Annotated in this window: 27 protein-coding genes; 19 read left to right on the top strand and 8 right to left on the bottom strand. The window is 40.6% G+C overall.

From position 1 onward, the window contains the following. Positions 1–11: 11 nt before the first annotated feature. Entirely contained in the window at positions 12–1,040 is a 1,029-nt protein-coding gene (galE, locus tag ACL9RF_RS09035; protein WP_422800287.1) for a UDP-glucose 4-epimerase GalE, read from the bottom strand. An 11-nt stretch (positions 1,041–1,051) separates the two neighbouring features. After that, positions 1,052–2,008, bottom strand: a complete 957-nt coding sequence (locus ACL9RF_RS09030) for a UDP-glucuronic acid decarboxylase family protein (protein WP_422800286.1) — start codon at positions 2,006–2,008, stop codon at positions 1,052–1,054. 59 nt (positions 2,009–2,067) lie between these two features. Here ACL9RF_RS09030 and ACL9RF_RS09025 point away from each other — a divergent pair, with 59 nt between their 5' ends. Continuing rightward, entirely contained in the window at positions 2,068–3,318 is a 1,251-nt protein-coding gene (locus tag ACL9RF_RS09025) for a 3-deoxy-D-manno-octulosonic acid transferase (RefSeq protein ID WP_422800285.1), read from the top strand. A gap of 98 nt (positions 3,319–3,416) precedes the next feature. On the opposite strand, the gene ACL9RF_RS09020 is transcribed toward ACL9RF_RS09025, so the two are convergent. Both ACL9RF_RS09020 and hemW read right to left on the bottom strand, forming a co-directional pair. Beyond that, entirely contained in the window at positions 3,417–4,865 is a 1,449-nt protein-coding gene (locus ACL9RF_RS09020) for a glyceraldehyde-3-phosphate dehydrogenase (RefSeq protein ID WP_422800284.1), read from the bottom strand. A 158-nt stretch (positions 4,866–5,023) separates the two neighbouring features. Then, entirely contained in the window at positions 5,024–6,151 is a 1,128-nt protein-coding gene (hemW, locus tag ACL9RF_RS09015) for a radical SAM family heme chaperone HemW (protein ID WP_422800283.1), read from the bottom strand. Positions 6,152–6,334: 183 nt separating this feature from the next. Here hemW and ACL9RF_RS09010 point away from each other — a divergent pair, with 183 nt between their 5' ends. Both ACL9RF_RS09010 and ACL9RF_RS09005 read left to right on the top strand, forming a co-directional pair. After that, complete coding sequence (locus ACL9RF_RS09010) at positions 6,335–6,511, top strand: hypothetical protein (protein ID WP_422800282.1); 177 nt, start codon at positions 6,335–6,337, stop codon at positions 6,509–6,511. Further along, a complete protein-coding gene (locus tag ACL9RF_RS09005; RefSeq protein WP_422800281.1) occupies positions 6,508–6,756 on the top strand; it encodes a hypothetical protein in 249 nt (82 codons plus the stop codon). Before ACL9RF_RS09010 ends, ACL9RF_RS09005 begins: the two co-directional genes overlap by 4 nt. Positions 6,757–6,806: 50 nt before the next feature. Here the strand turns inward: ACL9RF_RS09005 and ACL9RF_RS09000 are convergent, their stop codons facing one another. From ACL9RF_RS09000 to ACL9RF_RS08990, 3 genes are read right to left on the bottom strand one after another with little or no spacing between them, the layout of a single operon-like run. After that, positions 6,807–8,678 carry a M1 family metallopeptidase gene (locus ACL9RF_RS09000; RefSeq protein WP_422800280.1) on the bottom strand — a complete coding sequence of 624 codons (1,872 nt, stop codon included), beginning with the start codon at positions 8,676–8,678 and terminating at the stop codon, positions 6,807–6,809. A gap of 43 nt (positions 8,679–8,721) precedes the next feature. Then, entirely contained in the window at positions 8,722–9,153 is a 432-nt protein-coding gene (locus tag ACL9RF_RS08995; RefSeq protein ID WP_422800279.1) for a hypothetical protein, read from the bottom strand. Between the two features lie 48 nt (positions 9,154–9,201). Then, positions 9,202–10,053 carry a M23 family metallopeptidase gene (locus tag ACL9RF_RS08990; protein ID WP_422800278.1) on the bottom strand — a complete coding sequence of 284 codons (852 nt, stop codon included), beginning with the start codon at positions 10,051–10,053 and terminating at the stop codon, positions 9,202–9,204. Between the two features lie 128 nt (positions 10,054–10,181). On the opposite strand from ACL9RF_RS08990, the gene mutY reads away from it, so the two are divergent. The 15 genes from mutY (at position 10,182) to groL (ending at position 24,339) form a co-directional block, all read left to right on the top strand. Next, complete coding sequence (gene mutY / locus ACL9RF_RS08985; protein ID WP_422800277.1) at positions 10,182–11,243, top strand: A/G-specific adenine glycosylase; 1,062 nt, start codon at positions 10,182–10,184, stop codon at positions 11,241–11,243. Between the two features lie 6 nt (positions 11,244–11,249). After that, entirely contained in the window at positions 11,250–11,693 is a 444-nt protein-coding gene (locus tag ACL9RF_RS08980; protein ID WP_422800276.1) for a single-stranded DNA-binding protein, read from the top strand. A gap of 60 nt (positions 11,694–11,753) precedes the next feature. Continuing rightward, a complete protein-coding gene (gene pheS, locus ACL9RF_RS08975; RefSeq protein WP_422800275.1) occupies positions 11,754–12,791 on the top strand; it encodes a phenylalanine--tRNA ligase subunit alpha in 1,038 nt (345 codons plus the stop codon). 130 nt (positions 12,792–12,921) lie between these two features. After that, positions 12,922–13,497: a TetR/AcrR family transcriptional regulator gene (locus tag ACL9RF_RS08970; RefSeq protein ID WP_422800274.1), complete on the top strand. Its 576-nt coding sequence runs from the start codon at positions 12,922–12,924 to the stop codon at positions 13,495–13,497. 91 nt (positions 13,498–13,588) lie between these two features. Continuing rightward, entirely contained in the window at positions 13,589–14,995 is a 1,407-nt protein-coding gene (gene rlmD, locus ACL9RF_RS08965; RefSeq protein WP_422800273.1) for a 23S rRNA (uracil(1939)-C(5))-methyltransferase RlmD, read from the top strand. Between the two features lie 11 nt (positions 14,996–15,006). Then, positions 15,007–15,405, top strand: coding sequence for a hypothetical protein (locus ACL9RF_RS08960; RefSeq protein ID WP_422800272.1), 399 nt, complete (start codon positions 15,007–15,009; stop codon positions 15,403–15,405). Between the two features lie 65 nt (positions 15,406–15,470). After that, on the top strand, positions 15,471–16,229 hold the full coding sequence (locus tag ACL9RF_RS08955) for a hypothetical protein (protein WP_422800271.1): 759 nt from the start codon (positions 15,471–15,473) through the stop codon (positions 16,227–16,229). 130 nt (positions 16,230–16,359) lie between these two features. Beyond that, entirely contained in the window at positions 16,360–17,043 is a 684-nt protein-coding gene (locus ACL9RF_RS08950; RefSeq protein WP_422800270.1) for an OmpA family protein, read from the top strand. Positions 17,044–17,196: 153 nt separating this feature from the next. Then, positions 17,197–18,630, top strand: coding sequence for a tRNA (N6-isopentenyl adenosine(37)-C2)-methylthiotransferase MiaB (gene miaB, locus ACL9RF_RS08945; protein ID WP_422800269.1), 1,434 nt, complete (start codon positions 17,197–17,199; stop codon positions 18,628–18,630). A gap of 36 nt (positions 18,631–18,666) precedes the next feature. Next, positions 18,667–19,941, top strand: a complete 1,275-nt coding sequence (locus ACL9RF_RS08940) for a sigma 54-interacting transcriptional regulator (RefSeq protein ID WP_422800268.1) — start codon at positions 18,667–18,669, stop codon at positions 19,939–19,941. Positions 19,942–20,001: 60 nt separating this feature from the next. Next, complete coding sequence (locus ACL9RF_RS08935; protein ID WP_422800267.1) at positions 20,002–20,484, top strand: LptE family protein; 483 nt, start codon at positions 20,002–20,004, stop codon at positions 20,482–20,484. 17 nt (positions 20,485–20,501) lie between these two features. After that, the gene (locus ACL9RF_RS08930; protein WP_422800266.1) at positions 20,502–21,644 is read left to right on the top strand and encodes a hypothetical protein; all 1,143 of its coding nucleotides are present in this window, start codon (positions 20,502–20,504) and stop codon (positions 21,642–21,644) included. Between the two features lie 17 nt (positions 21,645–21,661). Beyond that, positions 21,662–22,021: a preprotein translocase subunit SecG gene (secG, locus tag ACL9RF_RS08925; RefSeq protein WP_422800265.1), complete on the top strand. Its 360-nt coding sequence runs from the start codon at positions 21,662–21,664 to the stop codon at positions 22,019–22,021. A 307-nt stretch (positions 22,022–22,328) separates the two neighbouring features. After that, entirely contained in the window at positions 22,329–22,604 is a 276-nt protein-coding gene (locus tag ACL9RF_RS08920) for a co-chaperone GroES (protein WP_093364408.1), read from the top strand. A 100-nt stretch (positions 22,605–22,704) separates the two neighbouring features. Beyond that, complete coding sequence (groL, locus tag ACL9RF_RS08915) at positions 22,705–24,339, top strand: chaperonin GroEL (protein ID WP_422800264.1); 1,635 nt, start codon at positions 22,705–22,707, stop codon at positions 24,337–24,339. Between the two features lie 71 nt (positions 24,340–24,410). On the opposite strand, the gene ACL9RF_RS08910 is transcribed toward groL, so the two are convergent. Then, positions 24,411–24,944 carry a CD225/dispanin family protein gene (locus ACL9RF_RS08910; protein ID WP_422800263.1) on the bottom strand — a complete coding sequence of 178 codons (534 nt, stop codon included), beginning with the start codon at positions 24,942–24,944 and terminating at the stop codon, positions 24,411–24,413. Between the two features lie 48 nt (positions 24,945–24,992). On the opposite strand from ACL9RF_RS08910, the gene ACL9RF_RS08905 reads away from it, so the two are divergent. After that, complete coding sequence (locus ACL9RF_RS08905; protein ID WP_422800262.1) at positions 24,993–25,784, top strand: zinc-dependent peptidase; 792 nt, start codon at positions 24,993–24,995, stop codon at positions 25,782–25,784. Positions 25,785–25,870 lie beyond the last annotated feature (86 nt).

Genomic DNA, 25,870 nt, shown 5'->3' with positions numbered 1-25,870 from the left:
CTCGGATTATACTATGCTATAGGGTTTTCCTGTAAGTATTTTTCCCATTTCCATGCCGACGACATCATCTCATCGATCCCCAGCTTGGCATCCCATCCCAGTTCTTTCTGTGCTTTGCTAACATCACCCCAAACCTGCACGACATCACCATCACGACGTGGGCCTACCACATAATTAAGTTTCTGTCCTGATGCATTTTCAAATGCGGCGATAGCTTCTAAAACGGAGTAGCCATTACCTGTACCGATATTAAACACATCATATTTACCGTTCGGGTTGCCTTTTTCCAGCAACTGTATCGCAGCAACATGCGCTTTAGCTAAATCTACAACATGGATATAATCTCTGATACAAGAGCCATCAGGCGTATCGTAGTCGTTTCCATAGACTGTTAACTTCTCGCGTTTACCAATTGCTGTTTGTGTAATAAACGGCAGCAAGTTCTGAGGCACGCCATTAGGCAACTCGCCAATCAAAGCCGATTCGTGTGCTCCAACTGGGTTGAAATAACGTAAGGCAACAACATTATAGTTGCCATATGCTTTAGCTGTTTCCTCCAGTATTTCTTCGGCAATCTGTTTGGTATTACCATATGGCGATGTTGATTTTTTAACCGGTGCCGATTCTGTTACAGGCAAATTATCCGGCTCCCCATACACAGTACAACTCGAAGAAAACACAAAATTAATAGGCTTCTCGCGGTACTGGTTCAATAAATTGATTAAAGAGAAGAAATTGTTGTGGTAATATTTTAACGGATCTACTACCGATTCACCAACGGCCTTAGAAGCTGCAAAATGAATAATACCAGTGATATCAGGGTTTTCACTTATAAACTGTGCTGTTTTTTCTACATCACAAAGATCAAATTCTTGAAATTGAGGCTTTACGCCGATAATTTTTTCAATCTGATCGAGAATCTGGATGTTAGAATTAGAAAGGTTGTCGACGATAACAGGTGTATACCCGGCTTTGTGCAATTCTACTACAGTATGCGAGCCGATATATCCCGTTCCTCCGGTTACTAATATTTTACTCATGTTGTTATGTATTAAGCGGTTGAATATAATGTTTTAAAATATGCTATAGTTTTTGTTAATCCAGTCTCCGTATCGACTTGTGGTCTCCAATCCAAAAGCTTCTGGGCTAATGAAATATCCGGCCTTCTTTGTTTAGGGTCGTCCATAGGAAGCTGTTCGAAAACAATCGGTGAGGAGCTGTTGGTTAACCGTATAATGGTCTGCGCAAGACTTAAAAGGGTCATTTCTTCTGGGTTACCGATGTTTACCGGAGCATTGTAATCGGCAAATAAAAGACGGAAAATTCCTTCAATTTGATCCGAAATATAACAGAAAGACCGCGTTTGAGTGCCGTCACCAAATACGGTAATTGCTTTTCCGTGTAATGCCTGCTCGATAAATGTCGGTATCGCTCTTCCATCCTCAGGGCGCATACGAGCACCAAAGGAGTTAAAGATACGAACAATACGAGTATCCAAGCCATGGAAATTATGGTAGGCCATGGTCATGGCTTCCTGAAAGCGCTTAGCTTCGTCGTAAACCCCACGCGGACCTACCGGGTTAACATTACCCCAATACGTTTCCGCCTGTGGAGACACCAAAGGGTCGCCATATACTTCAGACGTCGACGCCACCAAGATACGTGCTTTTTTGTCTTTGGCAAGGCCCAATAAATTGTGCGTACCCAAGGAGCCCACCTTCAGCGTTTGTATAGGAATACGCAAGTAGTCTATAGGGCTTGCTGGCGAGGCGAAATGTAAGATATAGTCCAGCTTTCCGGGGACATGGACAAATTTGCTGACATCATGGTGGTGGAATTCAAAGTTGGCAAGATGGAAGAGATGTTCAATATTGGAAAGGCTACCAGTAATCAAGTTGTCCATGGCAATAACATGGAAATCCTCTTGAATAAAACGATCGCAAAGGTGTGACCCTAAGAAACCGGCGGCTCCGGTAATTAATATTCTTTTTCGATCTGTCGTCTGCACGTAGTCCTGAATTAGAAAAGGTTCTTTATCTTTGACGAATATAAGTATTATTTCATAATATGCGATTACTATACGATTTTGGAATTTGGATTTATAGCATTTTACTGCGTATTATAGCTCCATTTCATCCCAAGGCGAAACTGTGGGTCGACGGCCGTAAAGGTTTGTTAACACATATCAGTCAGCAACTTGAACAGGGGCAGGAGCACATCTGGTTTCATTTTGCCTCCTTGGGTGAGTTTGAACAGGGAAGGGCAATTTTGGAGCAAATCCGTAAAAGATTTCCCCATGAAAAAATTGTCATTACCTTTTTTTCACCTTCGGGATATGAGATTCGTAAGCATACCAATCTTGCTGATTATGTCTTTTATCTTCCTACCGACACGGCGAGCCATGCTAAGCGGTTTATTTCACTGGTAAAGCCCAAGTTTGTTGTATTTACAAAATATGAATACTGGTATCATTATTTTAAGGAGCTTAAAAAGCAGGATATCCGTTTGCTAATGATCTCTGCCATCTTTCGGGAGGAACAGATTTTCTTCAAGCCCTACGGAAGCTTTTTTAAGCAGATATTAAAAAATGTATCCTTTTTCTTTGCGCAGAATATTGCGTCGGTGCAAATGCTTAAAGCAATCGGTATTACCCAAGCCGGACTTGCTGGCGATACCCGTTTTGACCGGGTTATTGAATTGCCGAAGACACATACCCACATTCCCGGGATACAGCAGTTTCTCGGTGGGGCCAAAACCCTGGTTGCTGGTAGTACCTGGCGCCCTGATGACGAAAAGCTCCAGCTTTTGGCACAGCGCTATAGCGATTGGAAGTTTATTATTGCCCCTCACGAGGTACATAAGGATAATATTACCCAGCTTACCCACTTATTTCCGGGAGCAATTCTTTATTCCGAAATGGAACGCTTGACAGACGAGCAAATACAGCGTGCACAGGTATTGGTAATCGATAATATTGGTATGCTCTCCGCCTTATATTACTATGCTGATATTGCCTATGTTGGTGGCGGTTTCGGCGTGGGTATACATAATACCTTAGAGGCTGCAGCATATGGTATTCCCGTAATCTTTGGTCCGAAGTACGAGAAGTATCAGGAAGCAGTGGACCTTGTGGTCTTAGGAGCCGGTTTTTCCATTGACAGCCAGGCAGATTTATATGCTGTTTTTGAAGCCCTTATAAACGATGAGCGTCGACACATTGTTGCCTCGGCGGCTGGCACTTATGTGCAGCAGCGTGCTGGAGCCACACAGATAATAATGAAGTATTTAACCTCCGAGAGGTTACTGGTAGCGGAATAATCGCACAGGCGCTATTTACTAAAAAAGGTGTCTACAATGTGAGACACCTTCCTATAAAATTAAGCGTGAAAATTGGACAAATTTAAGTTCTATTGCTATTAATAGTAAGTATAACGTCGTACCCCTGCAATATGCCGGGCTAAACGCATTACCTGATGAGTATAACCATACTCATTGTCGTACCATACATACAGCACCACCGTTTTATTGTCGTTAGAAACTATGCTGGCGGGGCCATCCACAATAGCAGCTGCAGTAGTACCGATAATATCCGAAGAAACCAATTCCGCATTTGTCGAATACTTAATTTGCTCCACCAGTTGCCCATCTAAAGCACTGCTGCGGAGGAGCGCATTTAAAGCTTCTACTGTTGTTGTTGTCTGAAGTTCTAACTGTAATATGGCCAACGATCCATTCGGTACAGGAACACGGATGGCATTAGACGTTAGTTTCCCGGACAGTTCGGGGAGCACCTTGGCAACGGCACTGCCGGCGCCGGTTTCGGTAATAACCATATTGAGGGCAGCAGCACGGCCACGGCGTGCCTTGGCATGCATATTATCGACTAGGTTCTGGTCGTTGGTATAGGAATGTATAGTTTCGATATGACCTTTTACTATCCCTAAATTATCTTGCAACACCTTCAACACTGGTGCAATGGCATTGGTGGTACAAGAGGCAGCAGAAAACACCTGGCCAGTATGCTTATCGATAGCCGTATTGTTTACACCGTATACAATATTGGGTACACTTTTGCCAGGTGCGGTTAACAATACCTGTGCTGTACCTTTGGCGCTAAGATGCCTGCTAAGCTCCTGTTGATTTCTAAATGCCCCTGTATTATCCAGCACCAAAGCATTTTGGATGCCGTAGGCGCTATAATCGATATCTTCAGGCTGTTTTGCTGATATAATATAGACCGTAGTGCCATTGATAAGGAGTGCATTATTTTGTACATCAACCTCTACCTCACCTTCAAAATCGCCGTGAATAGAATCGTGGCGTAAAAGGTTGGCACGTTTGGAAAGGGTGTCCGCATTAACCTGATCACGTGTAACAATAGCCCTTAAACGCAACTGCATACCCGCCCCAGCTTTGCCAATCAGCTCGCGTGCTAACAGGCGGCCTATACGACCAAAACCGTAGAGTACAACATCTTTAGGTGTAAAACCCTCCTGTTGCATAGCACCATGAAGTTCATGTTTTATAAAATGATAAACCTCATCTTCCGCTATGGCCTGTTGTCGGATTTTTAAGGCTAGTTTTCCAATATCAATACGCGATGGAGCAAGCTCCAGTTCTTGAATAATCTCGGCAACCTTGAGGGTTTCGAAAATGGAAAGTGCCGGATCGGCAAATACCTTACTTTCAACATGTAAGTTTAGGATAAAGCTTACCCTTCTGTCAATAAGCTGGTCGCGGAATAATACAAGCTCTATAGATCTGTTAAACCATAGGTTGCTAACGATTTCAATAAGCTGTACGCTAGCATTTTGCTTGCTTTTATAACTCTTGATCTCTGCTTCAAAAGCTACTGTATTTATCATGATTATTTTTATAATGGGTTATTTTACAAACATAGCCATTAATCTTAAAAACTGGCGATACATTTGTAATTATTATAAAAATAATCCAATTTACGTATTGTTTTTTAATAAAAACGTAATTTAATACCTTAAATTTTGTTGTTTTTCAAACAATATAACTAGTCTACTAAAAATAACGCTGCAGCAATTTGGTCGGCAATAAGTTTACCTTTTGGCGTTAATACCAAAAAACGCTCTTTTTCCATGCAGATATCCTTATCCTCCAGGTACAGCGCAGCGTCTTTTTTAAGCTGTTTGCTGTAGTCAGCACCAAAGTTATTGTCTACAAAATTTATATCTACGCCCCATTTGGTGCGTAGGGAAGTCATAATATATTCGTTATAGCGGTCGTAAACACTGAGGTCTTCCGTTTCTAGCGGTAGATCATTATTAAAAATGCCTTTGATATAATGGGCATTATTGGCGACATTCCAAGCGCGGGAGTGCCCATTAAAAGAATGCGCCGACGGACCTATCCCTAAGTACGATTTGCCTTTCCAGTAGTTGGTATTATGTTTAGCATACCTGCCAGGTTTCGCAAAATTTGATATCTCATAATGCTCATAACCATTTCCCGTCATGCACTCTATTAACATTAACATCTGCTCGGCACTCTGGGCATCGCTGATTGGTGCCGTCTTACCCTGTTTTATTTGATGGTTTAATGCTGTTTTTTTCTCTACAGTCATGGCATAGGATGAAATATGAGGTACATCTAAGGCGATTAGTTTCTGCATATTTTCCTTCCATTTTATATCCGTCAGCAGGGGATAACCATAGATCAGGTCGCAAGTAATATTTTCAAAACCGGCATCTTGGACACGCTTTATCGAAGCGTCGGCCTCGGTAGCATTATGTGCGCGATTCATCCAACGCAGATCTTCCTCAAAAAAAGATTGTATGCCAATGCTAAAGCGGTTTATTGGCGTCTGTCGTAACGCTGTAACCTTCGTCGCCGTCAGATCATCCGGATTTGCCTCGAGTGTAATTTCGGCATCTGCTGCAATGTCATAGTGCTTCGCTACCTCCGCAATTAAACGTGCGATGTCGTCGGCCTCCATAATAGATGGCGTACCTCCACCAAAGTAAATGGAATGTATGCTGTTGTCGTTTAAATAGGGAGCACGCATCTTCAATTCCCTTTGCATGGCGGTAAGCATGTCAGCTTTGTAGTTTAAGGATGTGCTGAAATGAAAATCACAGTAGTGACATGCCTGCTTGCAGAATGGAATATGAAAGTATATCATGGGTGCAAATATAAGGATAGATAAATTATGATAGAAATTAATAGATTTTAAAATTAAACCTCTTATTATCAATTGAATAGTGCTATGTGTGCTGTGTTTTTTTATAATTTTATGTGAGGCTTTATTGAAGTTTTGTTACTCACCTTGTTACTTCTATATTGCAAAAAATACAAAAAGTAATACATGATTAAAGTACGTTTTAAACTACTGAAATCAGGTATGTTCAGTACGTATCTTGATATTTATTACAAGACTTCAGATAATAAATCTAAGCGAAGTTATGAATTTTTAGGTATTCATGTTCATAAAGCTTATTCAAGCTCGCGGGTTCGGATAATGGAAAAAAATCAGAGAATATGAAATTAGTACAAGCAATTAGAAATAAACGTGAAACTGATCTTAATTTTTCAAAGCATGGGTATGAAAAGCCAAATAGGCCAAGTCTTGAATTATTGGATTATATAAATCTTCGATACGCCCCTTTTTCTGACATACAAAAAGCCTCAAATAGACAAATTTACTATACAAAATTCAAGGTAAAAACAAGCGGTAAAACTCAATGTCCGACGGTAAAAATGCGAAAGTCCAGCACATCTATTACATAAAAAAACGGCTATCAAATTAAAGATAGCCGTTTTATTTATTTAAAATACGATTACAAATGCTCGCAGTAATTGTTGCCCGCATCTACATCAGCCAGACGTAAGGTCGGATCAATCCATACCTTAGCAGGCTTTTTGCCAAGCGGTAAGTTAAAAGTAGGTTTTGTCCAAAACCAATCCTCCACAACAGTTCTTTTTACATCCGTATAAAGGGTAAAATTTTCCTGTGGTTTTTCGCCCCGCATTTCACGAAGTGGAATATAAAACAGCTCCTTGCTTCCGTCCTGGTATTCAACCAACAAGTCTATAGGCATAGCGATATCACCCTTATTGCGCAAGGTAATGCCGCTGTCGGTTACATTTTCTATGGCATAGTCGATTTGCCTTGTGGTATTGACAAATAAATTAAAGTACCATTTTAAATTAATTCCAGAAACCTCTTCAGCAACACGCTTAAAATCATTAGGTGTAGGATGTTTAAACTTCCACTGGTCATAAAATGTTAAGAACGTTTTTTCCAAGTTCTGTTTACCAATAATATAACCCAGCTGCTCCGCCAATACAGCCCCTTTATTGTAGGCTTCATTGCTATAAGCATAATTACTTTTGTAGTAGTCGGCCAATAAGCTCATAGGTTCCTCTTTGCCAGATAAAGCAAGCTTATAATAGGCACGGTAAGCATCGATCATCGGGTTGCTTTCTACCGCCCCTTTTTTATAGAATAGCTGCTGCATACCCAGCTCCTCGACATAACTCGTAAAGCCCTCGTCGAACCACTCATCTACAGTCTCATTAATACCAAATAAATGCTGGTACCACGAGTGTGCAGCCTCATGAAATATCACACCCACTAAACTTTTAATATTTCGGAACCCTGTAATTAGCGTTGCGGTACCATATTCCATACCACCATCGCCACCCTGGATAATGGTATACGTAGGCCAAGGATAAGCACCGAAATTTTTGCTGGTAAGGTCAAAAAACTCCGTGGTTAACCCTAAAGCCTGTTTCCAATTGTTGGTAATAGAATCCGTTTTTGGGATAAAAACAGTATAAATAGTAACATCGCCTTTAGTTTTTGCCGAGTCGACAACAAATTTAGGATCTGCAGCCCATACAAAGTCATGGATATTATGTGCTTTATAGTGCCATGAAGCCTTATTTTCTTTAGCTTTTACTTTCGCTTTTTTATGATATCCTTTAACCTCATTTGGATTTTGCAATACACCAGAAGCGCCAAGGACATAGTTTTTGTCGATATGAATGGTTACATCAAAGTCTCCAAAGGGAGCAATAAATTCACGTGCCACATACTCATCCAGGTGCCAGCCAAACTCATCAAAATGCGCCATTTTAGGGTACCATTGTGCCATAGATAAGGCTACACCCTCGTTTGAATTGCGTCCATTGCGGCGGATTTGCTCCGGCAGCTGCGCCTGCCATTGCAGGTCAAAAACAGCGGTGCTACCGTCTTTTATGGCCGCAGGCAAAGTCACTTCCAGAATTGTGCCATCGGTTTTAAAATCTGCCGCAGCACCATCCATATATACCGACTGTATCTTTTGGTAACCGATTTGGTTCTGCTGTAATACTGAAATACGGCTTTCCCACTGAGGCTTTTCTTTCGTTCCTTTGTTGGTAGCCATACGTTTGTCAGGATCTTCGATATTCGTTAATCGGTAGTCCATCATACTGCCCGGCTGAAAAGCATTAAAATATAAGTGGAAATATACCTTAGACAACGATTGACCAGAATTGTTCGTGTACTTCAATGTCATTTTACCAGCGTACTGATAATTTTTTTCATCCACATTGATGTCCATTTTATAATCCACTTTTTGTTGCCAAAAGCCCTTCCGTTGTGCAAATGAGCTATTGATAAATAAAAGACTGGCTAGCGCCAATACACCTAATTTTAACTTCATAGGTCAAACATACAAAATTTAATAAAAGGAAAGTTTTTGTAACTTAAAACTTATAGTATTCTACGGGGCATTGCAACAGCGCTTCATGCAATAAGCTGTTGTCGTCGTCGCTTTGGAATAGTTTGTTGCGCCAATAGCGGCTAGGGGATTTTTTTCGACGATAAATTACATACAGGTTGCCACCAGAGCGTGTTAGACTTCGGATATGGTCGATGTCGTTAAAATCATAAGTGCTGGTTTTAGTACGTATCGTAACCTGTAGGCTGTCTGCTGTTAATGTCCAGTACGATGGCGATTTGCTAATTTTTACGGAAAGGTATAATATCCCTGGAATTGCGGCCAACACTAAAATTATTTTTATAATTTCCTGGAAAGGTACCAATGCGCTCAAGCCCCCAACGGCAAACAAAAGACCAAAGAAACAACACATATATTTGCCTCTATGCAGGGTATTGATGGTGAAAGTCTGTGTCATGCCGTCAAAAGTACAAAATGCAAGTGAAACCCTAACGCAGCAAGGCTGCTATAATTTAAAATGACTTTCCGGGTTAATTTTTTTATTGTCTTTCAGGATTTCGTAGTGCACATGAGGGCCCGTGCTACGCCCTGTGCTACCTAAGAGGCCTATCGTTGTGCCGACATCCACTTTTTGCCCTACCTTGGCAATGGTTTTGGAAAGATGTGCATAGCGTGTTTCATAGCCATTAGCATGTTTCACTTTTACTACTTTTCCATAGCCCCCTTCATAACCTGCGAAAATTACTGTTCCAGCTGCTGTCACCTTTATGGCATCACCAGTTTTACCTTTAAGGTCTACGCCGGCATGCAATTCACGACCACGGTTGGTGAATGGGTTTGCTCTATAGCTGAACTTCGATGTAATCGGTCCAGGGTGTGGAGTTCCCAAAGGAAAACTACTTAATTTTTTGTCTAACTCTTTAAGGACATTTTCGTAATATTCACCCAGAAGCTCTATACTACCCTCATCCGTCTCTACAGGGCCACCAACATTAGCCAAGGGAAGCGCTTTAAGACCACGGCGTTTCATCTTAGCGTTTATAATTTCTATGGTAGAATCAATTTTATTCAGTGACTCCTTAGCGAGCGACATATCTTTTTTCCTTTCCATACGATCCTGGTTAATGGCGCGTAGCTTCTCTTTTTCTTTGTTCAAGGAGGCCTCATACTGTAAGGATATACTATCTGTTTTTTGCTTTGCCGCTAAATAGAAAATACTGCTTAACAACATCGCTATTAAGGCTAGGGCAGAAACAGTTACCTGTTTCCAATATTGCAATAAAAAGGTGGGTACTTTGAGACTCTTGTCGGTAAATCCTTCTATGCTTATGGATACTTTTGATTTATTTTTTAACATGTTTTCCTTTACTCTTACTTCTAATAGGTAAAGCAAAAGTAGGGATTATGTGTTTAATAATCAATTTGTTGTTGTTGATTTTCAATAAGTTGTTGTTAAAGTATGTTAAAATTAATCATCTTTGTGTTATGTCTTTTTCGGAAAAGTTGATTGGATGGTATCATTCCTATGGGCGCGATTTGCCCTGGAGGAAAACGCAGGATCCGTATGTCATATGGCTGTCGGAGATTATTTTACAGCAGACCAGAGTGCAGCAGGGGATGCCCTATTTTTATGCATTTTTGGATGCATTTCCTACCGTTCAGGATTTTGCTGACGCCGACCAGGCGGAGGTTTTGCGACTGTGGCAGGGCCTCGGCTATTACTCACGCGCCCGCAATATGCATAAGGCTGCCAAAGAGGTGCAGGAGCGCTTTGATGGCCGCTTTCCGACAGCGTATTCCGATCTGCTAAGCTTGCCTGGGGTGGGTGAATACACCGCTGCAGCAATAGCGTCTTTCTCCAGTAATGCGGTACATGCCGTATTGGATGGAAATGTCTTCCGGGTGTTATCCCGCTACTTCGGAATCGACGAGCCCATAAACAGTACGGTGGGGAAGAAAATTTTTAAACAGCTTGCTCAAGAGTTAATTTCAACGCATAGCCCAGGGACCTACAACCATGCTATTATGGATTTTGGTGCCACGGTATGTAAGCCCAAAGCTCCCTTATGTATGGAATGCATCTTTGCGGACAGTTGTGTTGCTTTACAGGATAAACGTGTGGACAGGCTGCCTGTAAAACTAAAAGGAAAAGGTAGTAGGGATCGGTTTTTCCATTACTTTATCATAGAGCAAGATGGTGCTATACTGATGCATCAGCGGATGGAGGGCGATGTATGGGCTAGTTTGTATGAATTTCCGCTTATCGAGACGTCTAGTGATGTAGATATCGAAAAATTATTGGATACGGCTGATTATCAAAAATTTCTGTCGTCGGGATATCTTGAGCCTATTGGAGGGCGTGTAAAGCATGTTTTAAGCCACCAAAATATATATGCACGTTTTTACAAATGGAACGGACAATTAAAGGATGGTGAAAAAAAAGAGGGCTGGAATTATTTTTTATTAGAAAATTTGGATAAATTAGCTAAACACAAACTAATTTTCTCTTTTTTAGATAAATATTGTGAACAACTAATCAAAACCTAATTTTTTATGTCGAGCGTTAACAAAGTTATTTTAGTAGGGCACCTAGGCAAAGATCCTGAGTTGCGTTATCTTGAGGGCAATGTCAGTGTTGCCAGTTTCCCATTAGCTACTTCAGAGACCTTCAATAAGGATGGTAAAAAAGTAGAACAGACCGAATGGCACAATATTGTGATGTGGCGCGGTTTGGCAGATGTGGCAGCTAAATATTTAAATAAAGGGAGGCTTGTGTATATAGAGGGTAAACTCCGTACCCGTTCCTATGAAGATAAGGAAGGCATCCGTAGGTATACTACAGAGATTGTTGCCGAAAGCTTTAATATTTTGGGGCGCCGTTCTGATTTTGAAAGCCCACAGCAAACAACATCAACCAATGCCACTACAACGCAGCCTACAGAAGCAACCGTAGACTTTACAGAAAATGATAACGATGACGACGGTTTACCGTTTTAATCCTAATATTTTTAAGTCAGCTATCCTTAAAATACTATTTTTTGCTGTATCTTTGAAATTATGTTGCAAGATAAAATAGAGCAGTATAGCCAAGAGATACAGCAATTTGCTCCTACATCAGCCGCTGATGTGGAAGCTTTCAGATTGAAATTTTTAGTTTCTAAAGGTATTGTAAAAGCCTTGTTTGAAGAATTTAAGACCGTCTCTAGCGACGAAAAGCGCGTGTTAGGTAAGGTTTTGAACGAATTTAAGCAGTTGGCGGAACGCAAGTTTGAAGAAGCTCAAACTTCTTTTTCTATAGAGGTAAAAGAAAACCAGCGCAGCGAGGGTGACCTTACCTTGCCTGGGGAGGGTTTCCAGCTAGGATCACGCCACCCTATATCTTTAGTTCGTAAAGAGATTGTTGAGATCTTCAAGAAGCTCGGCTTTGTTGTGGCCGAAGGGCCCGAAATCGAGGATGATTGGCATAATTTCTCGGCATTGAATTTTGCGCCTGAGCATCCGGCAAGGGATATGCAAGACACCTTTTTCATTAAAAAACAAGAGGGTAATGATATTGCCTTGCGTACCCATACTTCTTCTGTACAGGTAAGACTGATGGAAGCCGGGAAGCCACCATTCCGCGCCTTAATGCCTGGAAGGGTATACCGTAATGAAGCTATTTCTGCGCGTGCACATTGTTTCTTCCACCAGGTTGAAGGTCTTTATGTGGATGAGAATGTTTCTTTTGCAGACCTAAAACAAACGTTGTTTCACTTTGTGCAGGAGTTATATGGCGAAGGCACGAAAGTACGTTTCCGGCCGTCGTATTTCCCTTTTACGGAGCCATCTGCTGAAATGGATATTTCATGTACCATATGTAAAGGAGCGGGATGTAACTTATGTAAATACTCCGGTTGGGTTGAAATTTTAGGCTGCGGTATGGTAGACCCTAATGTGTTGGAAAACTGTGGTATCGATAGTAAGAAATATTCAGGCTTTGCGTTTGGTATGGGTGTAGAACGCATTACAAACTTAAAGTATGTGATAAAAGATTTACGTCTTTTCTCGGAGAATGATACTCGTTTCTTATCGCAATTTGAAACAGAATTATTGTAAAATATAACAATAAGGCAGGCTTTTATGGTGTATGCTTAATCTGTTGATTACGTTATGCGTTAAACCGTTTCAGTAGAGTCTGCCTTTTTTTTTAATTAGCGCAATTTTTACCCTTATAAGATATATAACTATGCAGCAGGATCAGGTCAGTTTAGCGATAAAAAAATCAGCGCGAGAACTTTTCCGAAAATATGGTTATAATAAAACGTCGGTAAACCAACTTGCCAAACAAGCCAATATCTCCAAAGCTACATTTTACAAACATTTTACCTCTAAAGAGCTGATTTTGCATGAGGTGCTGATGGATTATATACGGGAGAACGTAGATGATATTTTGGGTAGTGGTCTATGGCAGAAAGATTTAAGTAATTTTTTGGCCACCACCATCCTTCGTGTCAGCCGCGTTACCTATACCGTTTGTAATGAATTTGTAGGCTGGGAGTTTATTCGCGAATCTACCAATGCGCAAGAATACTTAAAAATATTATCCGACGATTTAGAGTTTCTGCTGCTGAGCTCCTTTATAAAGAATAAGTATATAGGCACGACCATATCCGAAGATAAACTTACATTTCTGATTAAAACCAGCAAAAATATTGTGTTTTCTTTCGCCTTTACGGCTGTAACAGAGGCTGATGTGCGCAAGAATTTTATTTCCTTCCAAAAAGAAATCCTTCCTTTTCTAGTTCAGGCGACCTTATCCTAAGCTGCGCAGGCGAGCTAGGCTTTACGAGCTTTATTTCCCATTTTTTGGGTATTATATTTATTTGTTGCGAAAAGTGTATTTTTGCAGCACTATGGGAAGAAGAATACCTCAAGATAAAAAAAGCCTTAGTAATATTGAGATTGTTGATATTGCGGAAGAAGGTAAAGGTGTTGGCCGACATGAAGATTTAGTTCTTTTTGTCGAGAGAGCCGTACCTGGTGATGTTGTAGACGTTGAACTTCAGCGCAAAAAGAAGAATTTTGCTGAGGGGCGTGTTACGGCAATACATACCCCATCTCCGTACCGTATTGAGCCTTTCTGTGCACATTTTGGTGTTTGTGGTGGGTGTAAATGGCAACATATGCAGTATGATGCGCAATTGAAATTTAAACAACAGTATGTAGATAATGTGTTGACCCGAATAGGTAAGGTGGATGTTTCGGCGATGGAAGATATCCTGCCTTCTGCAGAGGTGCAGTATTATCGCAATAAGCTGGAATATACGTTCTCCAATAAACGCTGGTTAACAAACTTGGATGATGGTAATAATGTCGGTACTATGGATGCACTAGGTTTTCATGTTCCGGGCAGATTTGATAAGATTTTAGATATTGACCACTGCTTTTTGCAGCAGGATCCTTCGAATAACCTGCGTAATGCAATACGTGATTTCGCAATACAGCAGGGGATTTCATTTTATGATTTACGGGAGCATGAAGGGGCATTGCGTAATTTAATTATCCGCACCTCTTCTACGGGCGAAACTATGGTTATCGTTGTTTTTGCCTATCCACAAGAGGGGCAGGTTACGCTGTTGATGGATTTCATCGCACAGCAGTACCCAGAGCTGACATCCTTGTTATATATCATTAATCAAAAACGTAACGATACCATCTTCGATCAAGATATTCATGTTTTTAAAGGGCGTGATTTTATTTACGAAGAGATGGAGGGTTTAAAGTTTAAGGTAGGGCCAAAATCCTTTTATCAAACCAATTCCCGTCAAGCCTATGAACTGTATAAGGTAACCCGGGATTTTGCAGACCTTCAGGGGGATGAATTGGTATACGATTTGTATACCGGTGCAGGTACCATAGCTAATTTTGTGGCCCGTAGTTCGAAACAAGTGATTGGTGTGGAGTACGTGCCATCGGCAATTGAGGATGCTAAAATAAACTCACAGATTAATGACATCCATAACACTACATTTTACGCCGGCGACATGAAAGATGTATTGACAGCAGAATTTGTAGCCCAACATGGGAAGCCTGATGTTGTAATTACTGACCCTCCACGTGCTGGAATGCATGGCGATGTAATTCATAGAATATTGGAGATGGAAGCACCAAAAGTGGTTTATGTAAGCTGTAATGCCGCTACACAGGCGAGAGATTTGGAGCTGTTATCCTCGAAATATAAAGTTGTGCGTATAAAACCTGTGGATATGTTTCCGCAGACACAGCACGTAGAAAACGTGGTATTACTACAATTGAAATAATAGGAAAACGTATGGATTTATCTGAATTATTACAAAACCCTTCGCAGGATGATGGAAAGGCCAATGAAAAGCCTAGTCCATTGCAAAGCTTGAAATTGGACCTGGATTTTTATAGCGAGTCTATTAAGGAAATATCCACAGAAATGGTTGCCGAGGGGTATACCTTGTTTCCCATATTTGTAGCCCATCAACATGAGGTTAGTTTAGGTGAGGTGATTTTAGATCGCAGTGAATTGGGTACGAATTGGTCTGTTAATGCATCCTCCTTAGAAGAATTTGTGGATCGGGGCGTTATTGAAGAGGCAAAGAAGGCACGCTTTGAAAAGAATTTTAAAAAGGCAAACGAGTATATGTGTTTGTTTGTTATAGTTCCAGAAGGGGCGAATTTTGTTTTTTATCCTTTTAAATAAATAATTAAATAGGGTTTAAAACTTTTTAACATTCTGCAGTCCAATATTTTTTTAATTTAGACTCGATGATTCGATTATTATTTAAAACGGCGTTTTTAGTCCTGCCTTTATTTTTTGTGTTTTCTACGGGAAAGGCGCAGGTTTCTGAAGCGCCAAAGGTGTCGGGCTTGGTTTTGGAAAAATCAACAGGCATACGATTGGGCGATGTTAATATTGTAAACCTTCGTACAAACAGAAAGGTTACTTCTAATATATATGGTGTATTTTATATTGAGGCAACTCCAGGAGATAGTTTGTCCTTGTCGAAGATAGGATATGGCCCATTAAAAACGGTATTGTATTCCATGGATGATATTCTCTTAGAAATGCAGCCAGGATTGCAAATCGAAACCGTTGTTGTTGCCCGTAGAACACGTCAGCAAGAGATGGATGATATATTACGCGATTACAGCAAGAAAGGGGTTTATAATGGTGGCCATAACAAGGTGACAACCTATATTGCCAGTCCGGCCACAGCCTTATACAACTTATTCGGCAAAGAAGCTAAAAATATGAAGCGCTTCGAAAAGTATATGGATCGTGAGGTAGATGAAATTGCCGTAGATAAAATTTTTACTCGACAGGTGGTTGCAGAAAGTACAGGCCTCGAGGGGCAAGAGCTGCAGAATTTTATGCTAATGTATAGACCATCCTATGCGGTGGCAAGAAATTGGGGGCGATATGATGTCTTGAATTACATTAACCGTTCATTTCGAGCGTGGGATAAACAGGGGCGACCTGCTCCTGTAGAATTGCCGAAATTGGAAATTCCAGAACAAAATTAACCTGCAGGCTTTAATTATGTAAATAAAGGTCTACAGCCATTAATTTGATTAAACATTTTGGCATAACCTTTGTTTTTACTTAACAGGAAACAAATTAAAAGTTATTATTACTAAGAATTAAGATATGAAAATGAATAGAAAACTTGCCGTTTATGGTTTGTCTTTAGCAACATCTGCGATGTTGTTGGGAAGCTGTACTACCATTCAGAATGCTAGTAACACGACTAAAGGTGCAACTATAGGTACAGCAGCAGGTGCCGGATTAGGGGCTTTGATAGGTGGAAAAGCGGGTAACACGGCTATTGGTGCGTTGGCAGGTGCGGTTATTGGTGGTGCTGCCGGTACATTAATCGGAAAGAAAATGGACAAGCAGGCTAGAGAAATCGAAAATACCGTTGCAGGCGCGCAAGTTGAGCAGGTGGGCGAGGGGATCTTAGTGAAATTTGACTCTGGAATTCTTTTCGACTTCAACAAAGCTGATTTAAAAGCGGATGCTAAAGTTAATATTGCCAAGTTGGTTGAAACTTTAAATAAAGAGCCAGATACGGAAATCTTGGTTTTAGGACATACAGATAATGTGGGAACTTTAGCTGCCAACCAAAAGGTATCTGAGCTTCGTGCGAATGCGGTTAAAACCTTTGCTGTGTCAAAAGGTTTAGCTTCAGGCCGAATTAAAACCGAAGGTAAAAACTATTCGGAGCCACTTTCTTCGAACGATACTGAAGCAGGAAGAGCTGAAAATCGCCGTGTAGAGATTGTAATTGTGGCGAGTAAAAAAATGCAGGATGAAGCTAAAAGATCTGTAGGCAATTAAGCCGTAAACGATAGTGTTTGTGAAATAAGGTGCTCCAATAGAGCACCTTATTTTTTTTGTCGGTTAGCGATTGTTAAATTTTAGTCATGTGCTGACAAACTGTCATTGAAAACAAGTTTTTATTCTTAACTTTGTGTTCTTTTAGAATAAGCTATGTTAGAATTATCTCATACTACAAAAACGCACGATGAATCCCGCCAAGGCGAAGCACTGGAATTGGTGCCGACCGGGAAATCGGATGGTAGAAAATTATATATTGAAAGTTATGGCTGTCAGATGAACTTCTCTGACAGTGAGATTGTTGCTTCAATTTTAATCGATAAAGGTTTTGAAACAACAAAAGACTATAAAGAAGCAGATGTAGTTTTTATAAATACATGCTCCATTCGTGAAAATGCTGAACAGCGCGTTCGTAAGCGTTTAAAGGAATTTGAGGCTGCAAAATCGAAAAACCCAGGCATGATTGTCGGTGTTTTAGGTTGTATGGCAGAGCGCCTAAAAGCAAAATTTTTAGAAGAGGAGAAATTGGTAGATGTGGTGGTAGGCCCTGATGCATACCGTGACTTACCAAACCTGATTGATAAGGTAGACGATGGCAATAAAGCCGTTAATGTTTTGTTATCCCGCGAGGAAACCTATGCCGATATCAGTCCGGTGCGCTTAAATACCAATGGTGTTTCGGCATTTATCTCCATTATGCGGGGTTGCGATAATATGTGTTCGTTTTGTGTGGTGCCGTTTACGCGTGGTCGTGAGCGTAGCCGTGATGCAGATTCTATTGTTAAAGAGGCGAAAGAGCTTTTCAACGCTGGTTACAAAGAGGTTACCCTTTTAGGGCAGAATGTCGATTCGTATAAATATACAAGTCCTGTAGCTGAAAGTGAACTTCCAAAACCTACCATAAACTTCGCGCACTTACTGGCCTTGGTAGCAGAGGTTAGTCCGGAGTTGCGTATTCGTTTTTCTACTTCACATCCTAAAGATATTACCGACGAGGTATTGCATACCATGGCACGGTACGATAATATCTGTAAATACATCCATTTGCCTGTACAATCTGGAAATTCACGCGTATTAGATCTTATGAACCGTACCTACGATAGGGAATGGTACATGGAACGTGTGGATGCTATACGCCGTATCATTCCGGAATGTGGCATTTCTACCGATGTTATTACAGGTTTCTGTACCGAAACGGAGGAGGAGCATAAAGAAACCTTGTCGATGATGGAATATGTGAAGTATGATTTTGCCTATATGTTTGCCTATTCAGAAAGACCAGGTACATTGGCAGCAAAACGCTATGCCGATGATATTCCGGAGGAAATTAAAAAACGTAGACTTACCGAGGTCGTAGACCTTCAGCGTGCGCATAGCTTATACCGGGTAGAGAAGTTTGTCGGAAAGGTACACCGCGTATTAATCGAGGGCCTTTCTAAACGATCTGATCAGGATTTCTGCGGTAGAAATGACCAGAATACAATGGTTGTTTTTCCTGTAGATGCTCGTTATAAAGTGGGCGATTACGTAAATGTTATAGGTGAAAGCTGTACATCGGCAACCTTAATTGGTCGTATTGTAGACTAATTTATCACGTTAACAATTTTAATACATCGTGTAACAGTGGATATTCAAGATATAAAAAATAGATTTGGCATTATTGGCAACTCTCCTTTGCTGAACCGAGCAATCGATGTTGCTAAGCAGGTGGCTCCTACAGATATATCTGTGTTAATTCAAGGAGAAAGTGGCTCTGGAAAGGAAGTGTTCTCGCATATTATTCATCAGTTAAGTACACGCAAACACGGGCCTTTTATTGCTGTAAACTGTGGCGCTATTCCTGAAGGTACTATAGATTCGGAGTTGTTTGGCCATGAGAAAGGGTCTTTCACAGGAGCACATGAAGCGCGTAAAGGATACTTTGAAGTTGTAGATGGTGGAACGATTTTTTTAGATGAGGTGGGCGAGCTGCCTTTGAATACACAGGCACGTTTGTTGCGTGTACTGGAGTCTGGAGAATATATCCGTGTGGGCTCTTCAAAGGTACAGAAAACAAATGTTCGCGTTGTAGCGGCAACTAATGTTGATGTGTATGAGGCGGTAAAAAAGGGCAAGTTTCGGGAGGATTTATATTACCGTTTGAATACTGTACCTTTACGTATACCGCCGTTACGGGAACGTAAGGAAGATGTCTATTTGTTATTTCGGAAATTTGTTGTTGATTTTTCGGATAAATATAGATCTCCAGGTGTGCAACTGACCACAGATGCTCAGGAGCTTTTAACCAACTATAATTGGCCCGGAAATATCCGACAGTTAAAAAATATCGCCGAGCAGATTGCTGTGCTGGAGAAAGAAAGACTTGTAGATGCTGTCATTTTAAGTCGTTACCTCCCGGTAGAAGGAACTGCATCGAGCAGTCTTCCCGTTTTTGTGAAGGAGCAGGCTAAGGAGAATGATTTTTCGGAGCGTGATATTCTGTATAAGGTTCTTTTTGATATGAAAAAGGATATGGTTGATTTAAAAAAATTAGTAGTTGAATTGCTACAAAGTGGCGCTAACCCAGCGTCATTTGACCAGAATTCATCGTATATTAATCAACTTTACCAAGAGGTGCAGCCTTCTACACCGCAGTTGTATAAGGAAGAGGCAGCAGCAGCAACCCTTACCATTCATAACCCGCTAAATGTAGGTAACACGAATGTAGGTTATGTTACGATCGATGATACACAAGATGCCGAAGAGGTGGAAGAGTCTTTATCCTTAATCGATAAGGAGTCTGACCTCATAAAAAAAGCGCTAAAAAAACATAAAGGTAAGCGTAAAGCTGCCGCAAATGAGTTGGGGATTTCGGAACGTACTTTATATAGAAAGATAAAGGATTTAAATTTAGATTAATACTAACAGTTTATGTATAACAGGTCAACTCTTGTTAAAATATCTTGCCTTCTACTCTTTATGACGCTGCTAATTCAAAGTTGTGGGGTAAAGTATAGTTTCACCGGGGGCTCTATTCCGAAGGATATGAAAACGTACTCCGTTTTATATTTTGAGAATTTATCGCCTATGGTATATCCGACCTTAAGTCAGAACCTTACGGAAGGGTTAAAGGAACGTGTGCGCACGCAATCTAGCCTTAGTCAGGTAAACAACGATGGAGATGCTATATTCGAAGGTACCATTACTTCATATGCCATAACGGCGGCGGCGGCTGGCGCTGGGGCCTTGCAACGCGCAGAGAATAGCCGTTTAACCATTACGGTAAAAGTGAAATATACGAACCGTCTGGATCAAACTGGCGAAAGCAATTTTGAAGAGTCTTTCACTCAGTTTAAAGAGTTTGCCGGCTCGAATATCTCGGCCGTTGAGGCACAGTTAAATCAGGATATTATTAAGATGTTGACGGAAGATATTTATAACCGTGCTTTTGCCAATTGGTAGCCGTTAGGAGCTTTACTATGAGAAATCTTAATTACTCTTATCATGTTTTATACCGGCAAGCTATTGTAGATCCATCAAAGCTTACGGAAGAAGATTTGCTCGAACTTATGGTTCGATACCCGTACTCACAGCCCCTTATTTTGGCCTATGAAAGACGGAAAAAGCTGATTAACCAGGAGTCTGATAATAAAGAATTAGCCCTTTTATACTCCCCAAATGCGAGCTGGCTGTGGAATTATGTAAACCGCCCGGTTCCCTATGTGGAAGAGATTCAACCCGAGGAGGAAGATTATATCTCTTTTGAGGAATGGGAGAAGCAGCAGGTTGTAGATGATTTTACGGCGTTAGATGCTGAACCTGAAATTCAACCCGAATCCGAAACTGTGCAGGAACCCGAACAAGAAGCCGTAACAATTGCGGATGATGCGGAGGCCGAGTCTATACCGGAGGAAATCGATGAGGTGCCTACGCTGCAGCATTCGAAAGAAGACGATGACCTGGCGAAGCTTGTGCTTGCTGCGGGTGTCGGTGCGGATTATTTTTTCTTTAATACAAATGAAAAAAAGGATGTACAAGGGGTAGAGACTGTAAAACCATCGGCAGAAACTGCGGATAAAGAGGAAAATGAGAATATCAGTTTGTATAACGATGATCTTATGCCGTATAGTTTTCGGTGGTGGTTGCATAAAACTAGACTTGAATATGCAGAATCGTATAAGCCCTTTGCAACCGTAAATATTCCGACAGAAAAACATAACCAAGGCTTTGATACCAAGATTATTGAAGAGAATATTCTTGATCAGCAAATTAAAGAAAGCATAATTCATTTTCAAGATCCGGAAATGAAACTTAGCGATGCGGTAAAACGTAAACCCCTTCAACCCATTGAACCCAAAAGAAGCGATGATATTATTGAGCGTTTTATCCGCGAAGAACCGGTAATACAACCTCCGGCTCCGGATAACCTGAATAATGAAAATATGGCGCGTCAGAGTGCGGAGTACAATTTTGATCTGGTAACCGAAACATTAGCAAACATTTATGTGGATCAAGCCATGTTCTTAAAAGCTATTGAGGTATTCAAAAAATTAATTTTGAAATATCCAGAAAAAAAATCGTATTTTGCGACCCGAATTAGAGAAGTAGAAAAAAAATTATAATATATTAAACTAAAGAAATGACAACGTTATTTATTATCCTGATTATCCTTGTTAGTGCGGTATTGGCATTTTTCGTGTTAATACAGAACCCTAAAGGAGGTGGTTTATCATCAGGATTTGCTGGTGGCAGTAACTTAATGGGCGTGCAACGTACCGGAGACTTTTTAGAAAAAGGTACTTGGACCTTGGTTATTGCGCTTATGGTTTTATGTTTGGGTATAAACATTGTAGGGCCTTCAGCAGGCGGTAAGTCGGGCGGTTTATCCGACAAAATTGAAGCACCTGCACAGGCGCCTTCCTTAAATCTGAATAATACGGCTCCGGCAGCAGGAAATACAGCTCCTGCAGCGCAAACGCCAGCAGATTCTACAAAATAATAAAAATAGATTATTTTAAGACAATACACGAAGCTCTCCATCTGGAGGGCTTTTTTTGTGTTAAACACCTCCATAATCCTGGCTATGCACTATCTGGATTGTATAACTTCCAATTTCGTATGCTGTCAGCCTGAATTTAGGAGCTCAACTGTCATCCTGACACGACGAATTTTCAAATACGTGACATGGAAACTGCATAAGTGTGCAATTATGGCAAGGCCCGATTGTATTTTGTGTTTGGCATAATTGCTGTTAGGACTATTATGAATTTTTGATTATAAAAACTGATAATAAAAATTATATAACTATGGCATTAAGCATTAAACCTATTGGTGATAGAGTAGTAGTTGAAGCTGCTCCTGCAGAAGAAAAAACCGCATCTGGTATCTACATTCCTGATACCGCAAAAGAGAAACCTTCGCAAGGAACTATTGTTGCGGTAGGTACAGGTAAACCTGAAGAACCTCTTACGGTAAAAGTTGGCGATAAAGTGTTGTATGGTAAATATGCAGGTACAGAGATTACCTACGAAGGAAAAGAATACTTAATTATGCGTGAGTCAGATATCTACGCTGTTCTATAAGTAATTTAATTTTTAATTTATTAAGACAGATAAACGCGTATGCGGTTAGGGGCACGCCCTTAAGCGGCATACTGTTCTAAGAATCTAAAGAAAATAAACAATGGCAAAACAAGTAAAATATAATGTTGAAGCGCGTGAAGCCCTTAAAAAAGGGGTTGACACCTTAGCTAATGCGGTAAAAGTAACCTTAGGTCCAAAAGGTCGTAACGTTATTATCGAGAAAAAATTCGGTTCTCCATCAATCACCAAAGATGGTGTTTCTGTTGCTAAAGAAATCGAATTGAAAGATGCGTTGGAAAACATGGGAGCTCAAATGGTGAAAGAAGTAGCTTCGAAAACGGCTGATCAGGCAGGTGATGGTACGACAACTGCTACGGTATTAGCACAGGCTATTGTTGCTCCAGGTATTAAATCTGTTGCTGCAGGTGCTAACCCAATGGACCTTAAACGCGGTATTGATAAAGCTGTTGCTGCTGTTGTGGCGAACTTGAAAACACAGTCGCAAACTGTAGGTCAAGACAACAATAAAATTAAACAAGTTGCTGCAATCTCTGCAAACAACGACGAGATTATCGGTTCTTTGATTGCTGAAGCAATGCAAAAAGTAGGTAATGATGGTGTAATTACGGTTGAAGAGGCTAAAGGTACCGAAACAGAGGTGAAAACTGTGGAAGGTATGCAATTCGATCGCGGTTACTTATCTCCATACTTTGTTACCAATTCGGATAAAATGGAAGCTGAATTAGACAGCCCGTACATTTTAATCTACGACAAGAAAATCAGCAACATGAAAGAATTGTTGCCAATTTTAGAAAAACAAGTGCAAACAGGTAAACCTTTGTTGATTATTGCAGAGGATTTAGATGGAGAAGCTTTAGCTACTTTGGTCGTAAATAAAATCCGTGGTTCCTTGAAAGTGGCAGCTGTTAAAGCTCCAGGTTTCGGCGACCGTCGTAAAGCTATGTTAGAAGATATCGCTATCCTTACTGGCGGTACTGTAATCTCGGAAGAAAGAGGTTATAAATTAGAAAATGCAGAATTGTCTTACTTAGGACAGGCAGAGAAAGTGGTTATCGATAAAGATAACACAACTGTGATCAATGGATCGGGTAATGCTGATGATATTAAAGCGCGCGTTGCACAGATTCGTTCTCAGATTGAAACAACAACTTCAGATTACGACCGTGAGAAATTACAAGAGCGTTTGGCTAAGTTGTCTGGTGGTGTTGCTGTTCTTTATGTAGGTGCTACTACTGAAGTAGAAATGAAAGAGAAGAAAGACCGTGTTGACGATGCTTTACATGCTACACGTGCAGCCGTTGAAGAAGGTATTGTTGCTGGTGGTGGTGTTGCTTTCATCCGTGCTACAGAGGCTTTAACAGGTCTTAAAGGTGAAAATGAAGATGAGCAAATTGGTATTGATATTATCAAACGTGCTATCGAAGAGCCTTTACGTCAAATCTGTTTCAACGCAGGTATTGAAGGTGCAGTGATTGTGCAAAAAGTAAAAGAAGGTACTGCAGACTTTGGTTATAATGCACGTACAGATAAGTTTGAAAACTTAATCGGTGCTGGTGTTATTGACCCGACTAAAGTTTCGCGTGTGGCCTTAGAAAATGCGGCTTCTGTAGCGTCGATGTTATTGACTACAGAGTGTGTATTAGCCGACGAGCCTGAAGAAGGTGGCGCTGCTCCTGCTCCTGCAATGGGCGGTGGTATGGGCGGAATGATGTAATAAATTGTTCATTTCATATATACGTAAAAGCCCCGGTTCAATTTTGAACCGGGGCTTTTTTATCGTGCCAATTAGAGAGCAAAATTACTGTTTTGTTGTATGGCGCTAAAGATTGTTAAACCGAAGATACTAAATATCACGAGGTAAAATAATAACGTTACAATAACGTTAATAAGAATCCATTTCTTCGCATTTGCCGAGTCGCTGTACGCGCCTTGAATATCGCCCATATTAAATTTACGCTCTACGCGTGACGCGTAAACAATAGACGGTATGCCCAAAGGCCAAAAGAAAAATATGGTCGTTAGAATACTCGCCACTAAATATGTTTTAGGGCGTTCCTTATTTATTGCAGACTGCTGGTAATGTGTTGGTTGTGCCGGAGGAACATAGGAGCCCGACAAGGGTGGCACATTGGAGTCAGCAGTGCTGGCTTCTGTGTTAGCAAATAAATCTGCTAATTCTGGAACGTGCTGTGCCTGTGTCCAGTTCACTAATTCGGCTGTCCATATTAATGTATCTGGTTTTATGGCCAATGTTCTTAAATCTTCTAAAGATGTTGGGCCAAAGGATCGTTGTCCATCTGAATAGTGATATTGTTTCATTTTCAAAACTTTTTATTAACTTAAAGTTATAAATATAGAAAATTAACAATGTACAATCCTTATTTAATAACAGGGATAATTTTTATTATAGGATTATTTCTTATTTATCTGGTTTTACGGAAGGGAAAAGCAGAAATTCCGCAAATTAATTTTTCGGAGGAAGAAATTGGCGCAATACTAGATTTAGAAGTTTTATTTTATAAAAAACTAGCTACGGCAGACAAAGATATATTTCGAAAACGGGTGTTATATTTTTTACGTCGAACAAAAATTTCTGCGGAAAAAGGGGCTGTGGTTACCGTTACCGATAAGGTCCTTGTAGCCGCAAGTGCTACTATACCCTTGTTTCATTTTAAAAATTGGGCGTACGAAAATTTGGATGAGGTATTGATTTATCCAGATTTTTTTACGGAGAAGTTTGATACGCAGGAGGGGCATAGAAATGTTGCAGGCATGGTTGGCACTGGGGCGTTAAACCATAAGATGATCCTTTCTCAGCCCGCCTTGCGTGCCGGATTTAAGAAGAATGCAGACGGGAATACCGCTATTCACGAATTTGTACACCTTATAGATAAAGCCGATGGAGCTATCGATGGTATTCCTGAATACCTTATTCCCAAAGAGCTTATCCAACCCTGGTTACATGAAATGAATAAAACCATACGCGAAATACGCACGACAGATTCCGATATCCGCGATTATGCGGCAACTAATCCAGCCGAATTTTTAGCCGTTATATCCGAGTATTTCTTTGAAAAGCCGCAGCTTCTAAAAGAAGATCACCCGAAGTTATATGCTTTATTAGACGAAATATATACAAATACCGATGCCAAAGCCTAAGGATAATCTCAGGTGTCAGCATCAATACATACCTAAACCTTAACCTACACCTAAACCTACACCTAAACCTACACCTAAACTTTGCC

Origin of the sequence: Sphingobacterium sp. Mn56C (assembly GCF_049319645.1) — a bacterium.
Classification (GTDB): domain Bacteria; phylum Bacteroidota; class Bacteroidia; order Sphingobacteriales; family Sphingobacteriaceae; genus Sphingobacterium.
Note: the sequence above shows the minus strand (reverse complement) of the source record. Positions and strands in the feature narration are given on the sequence as shown.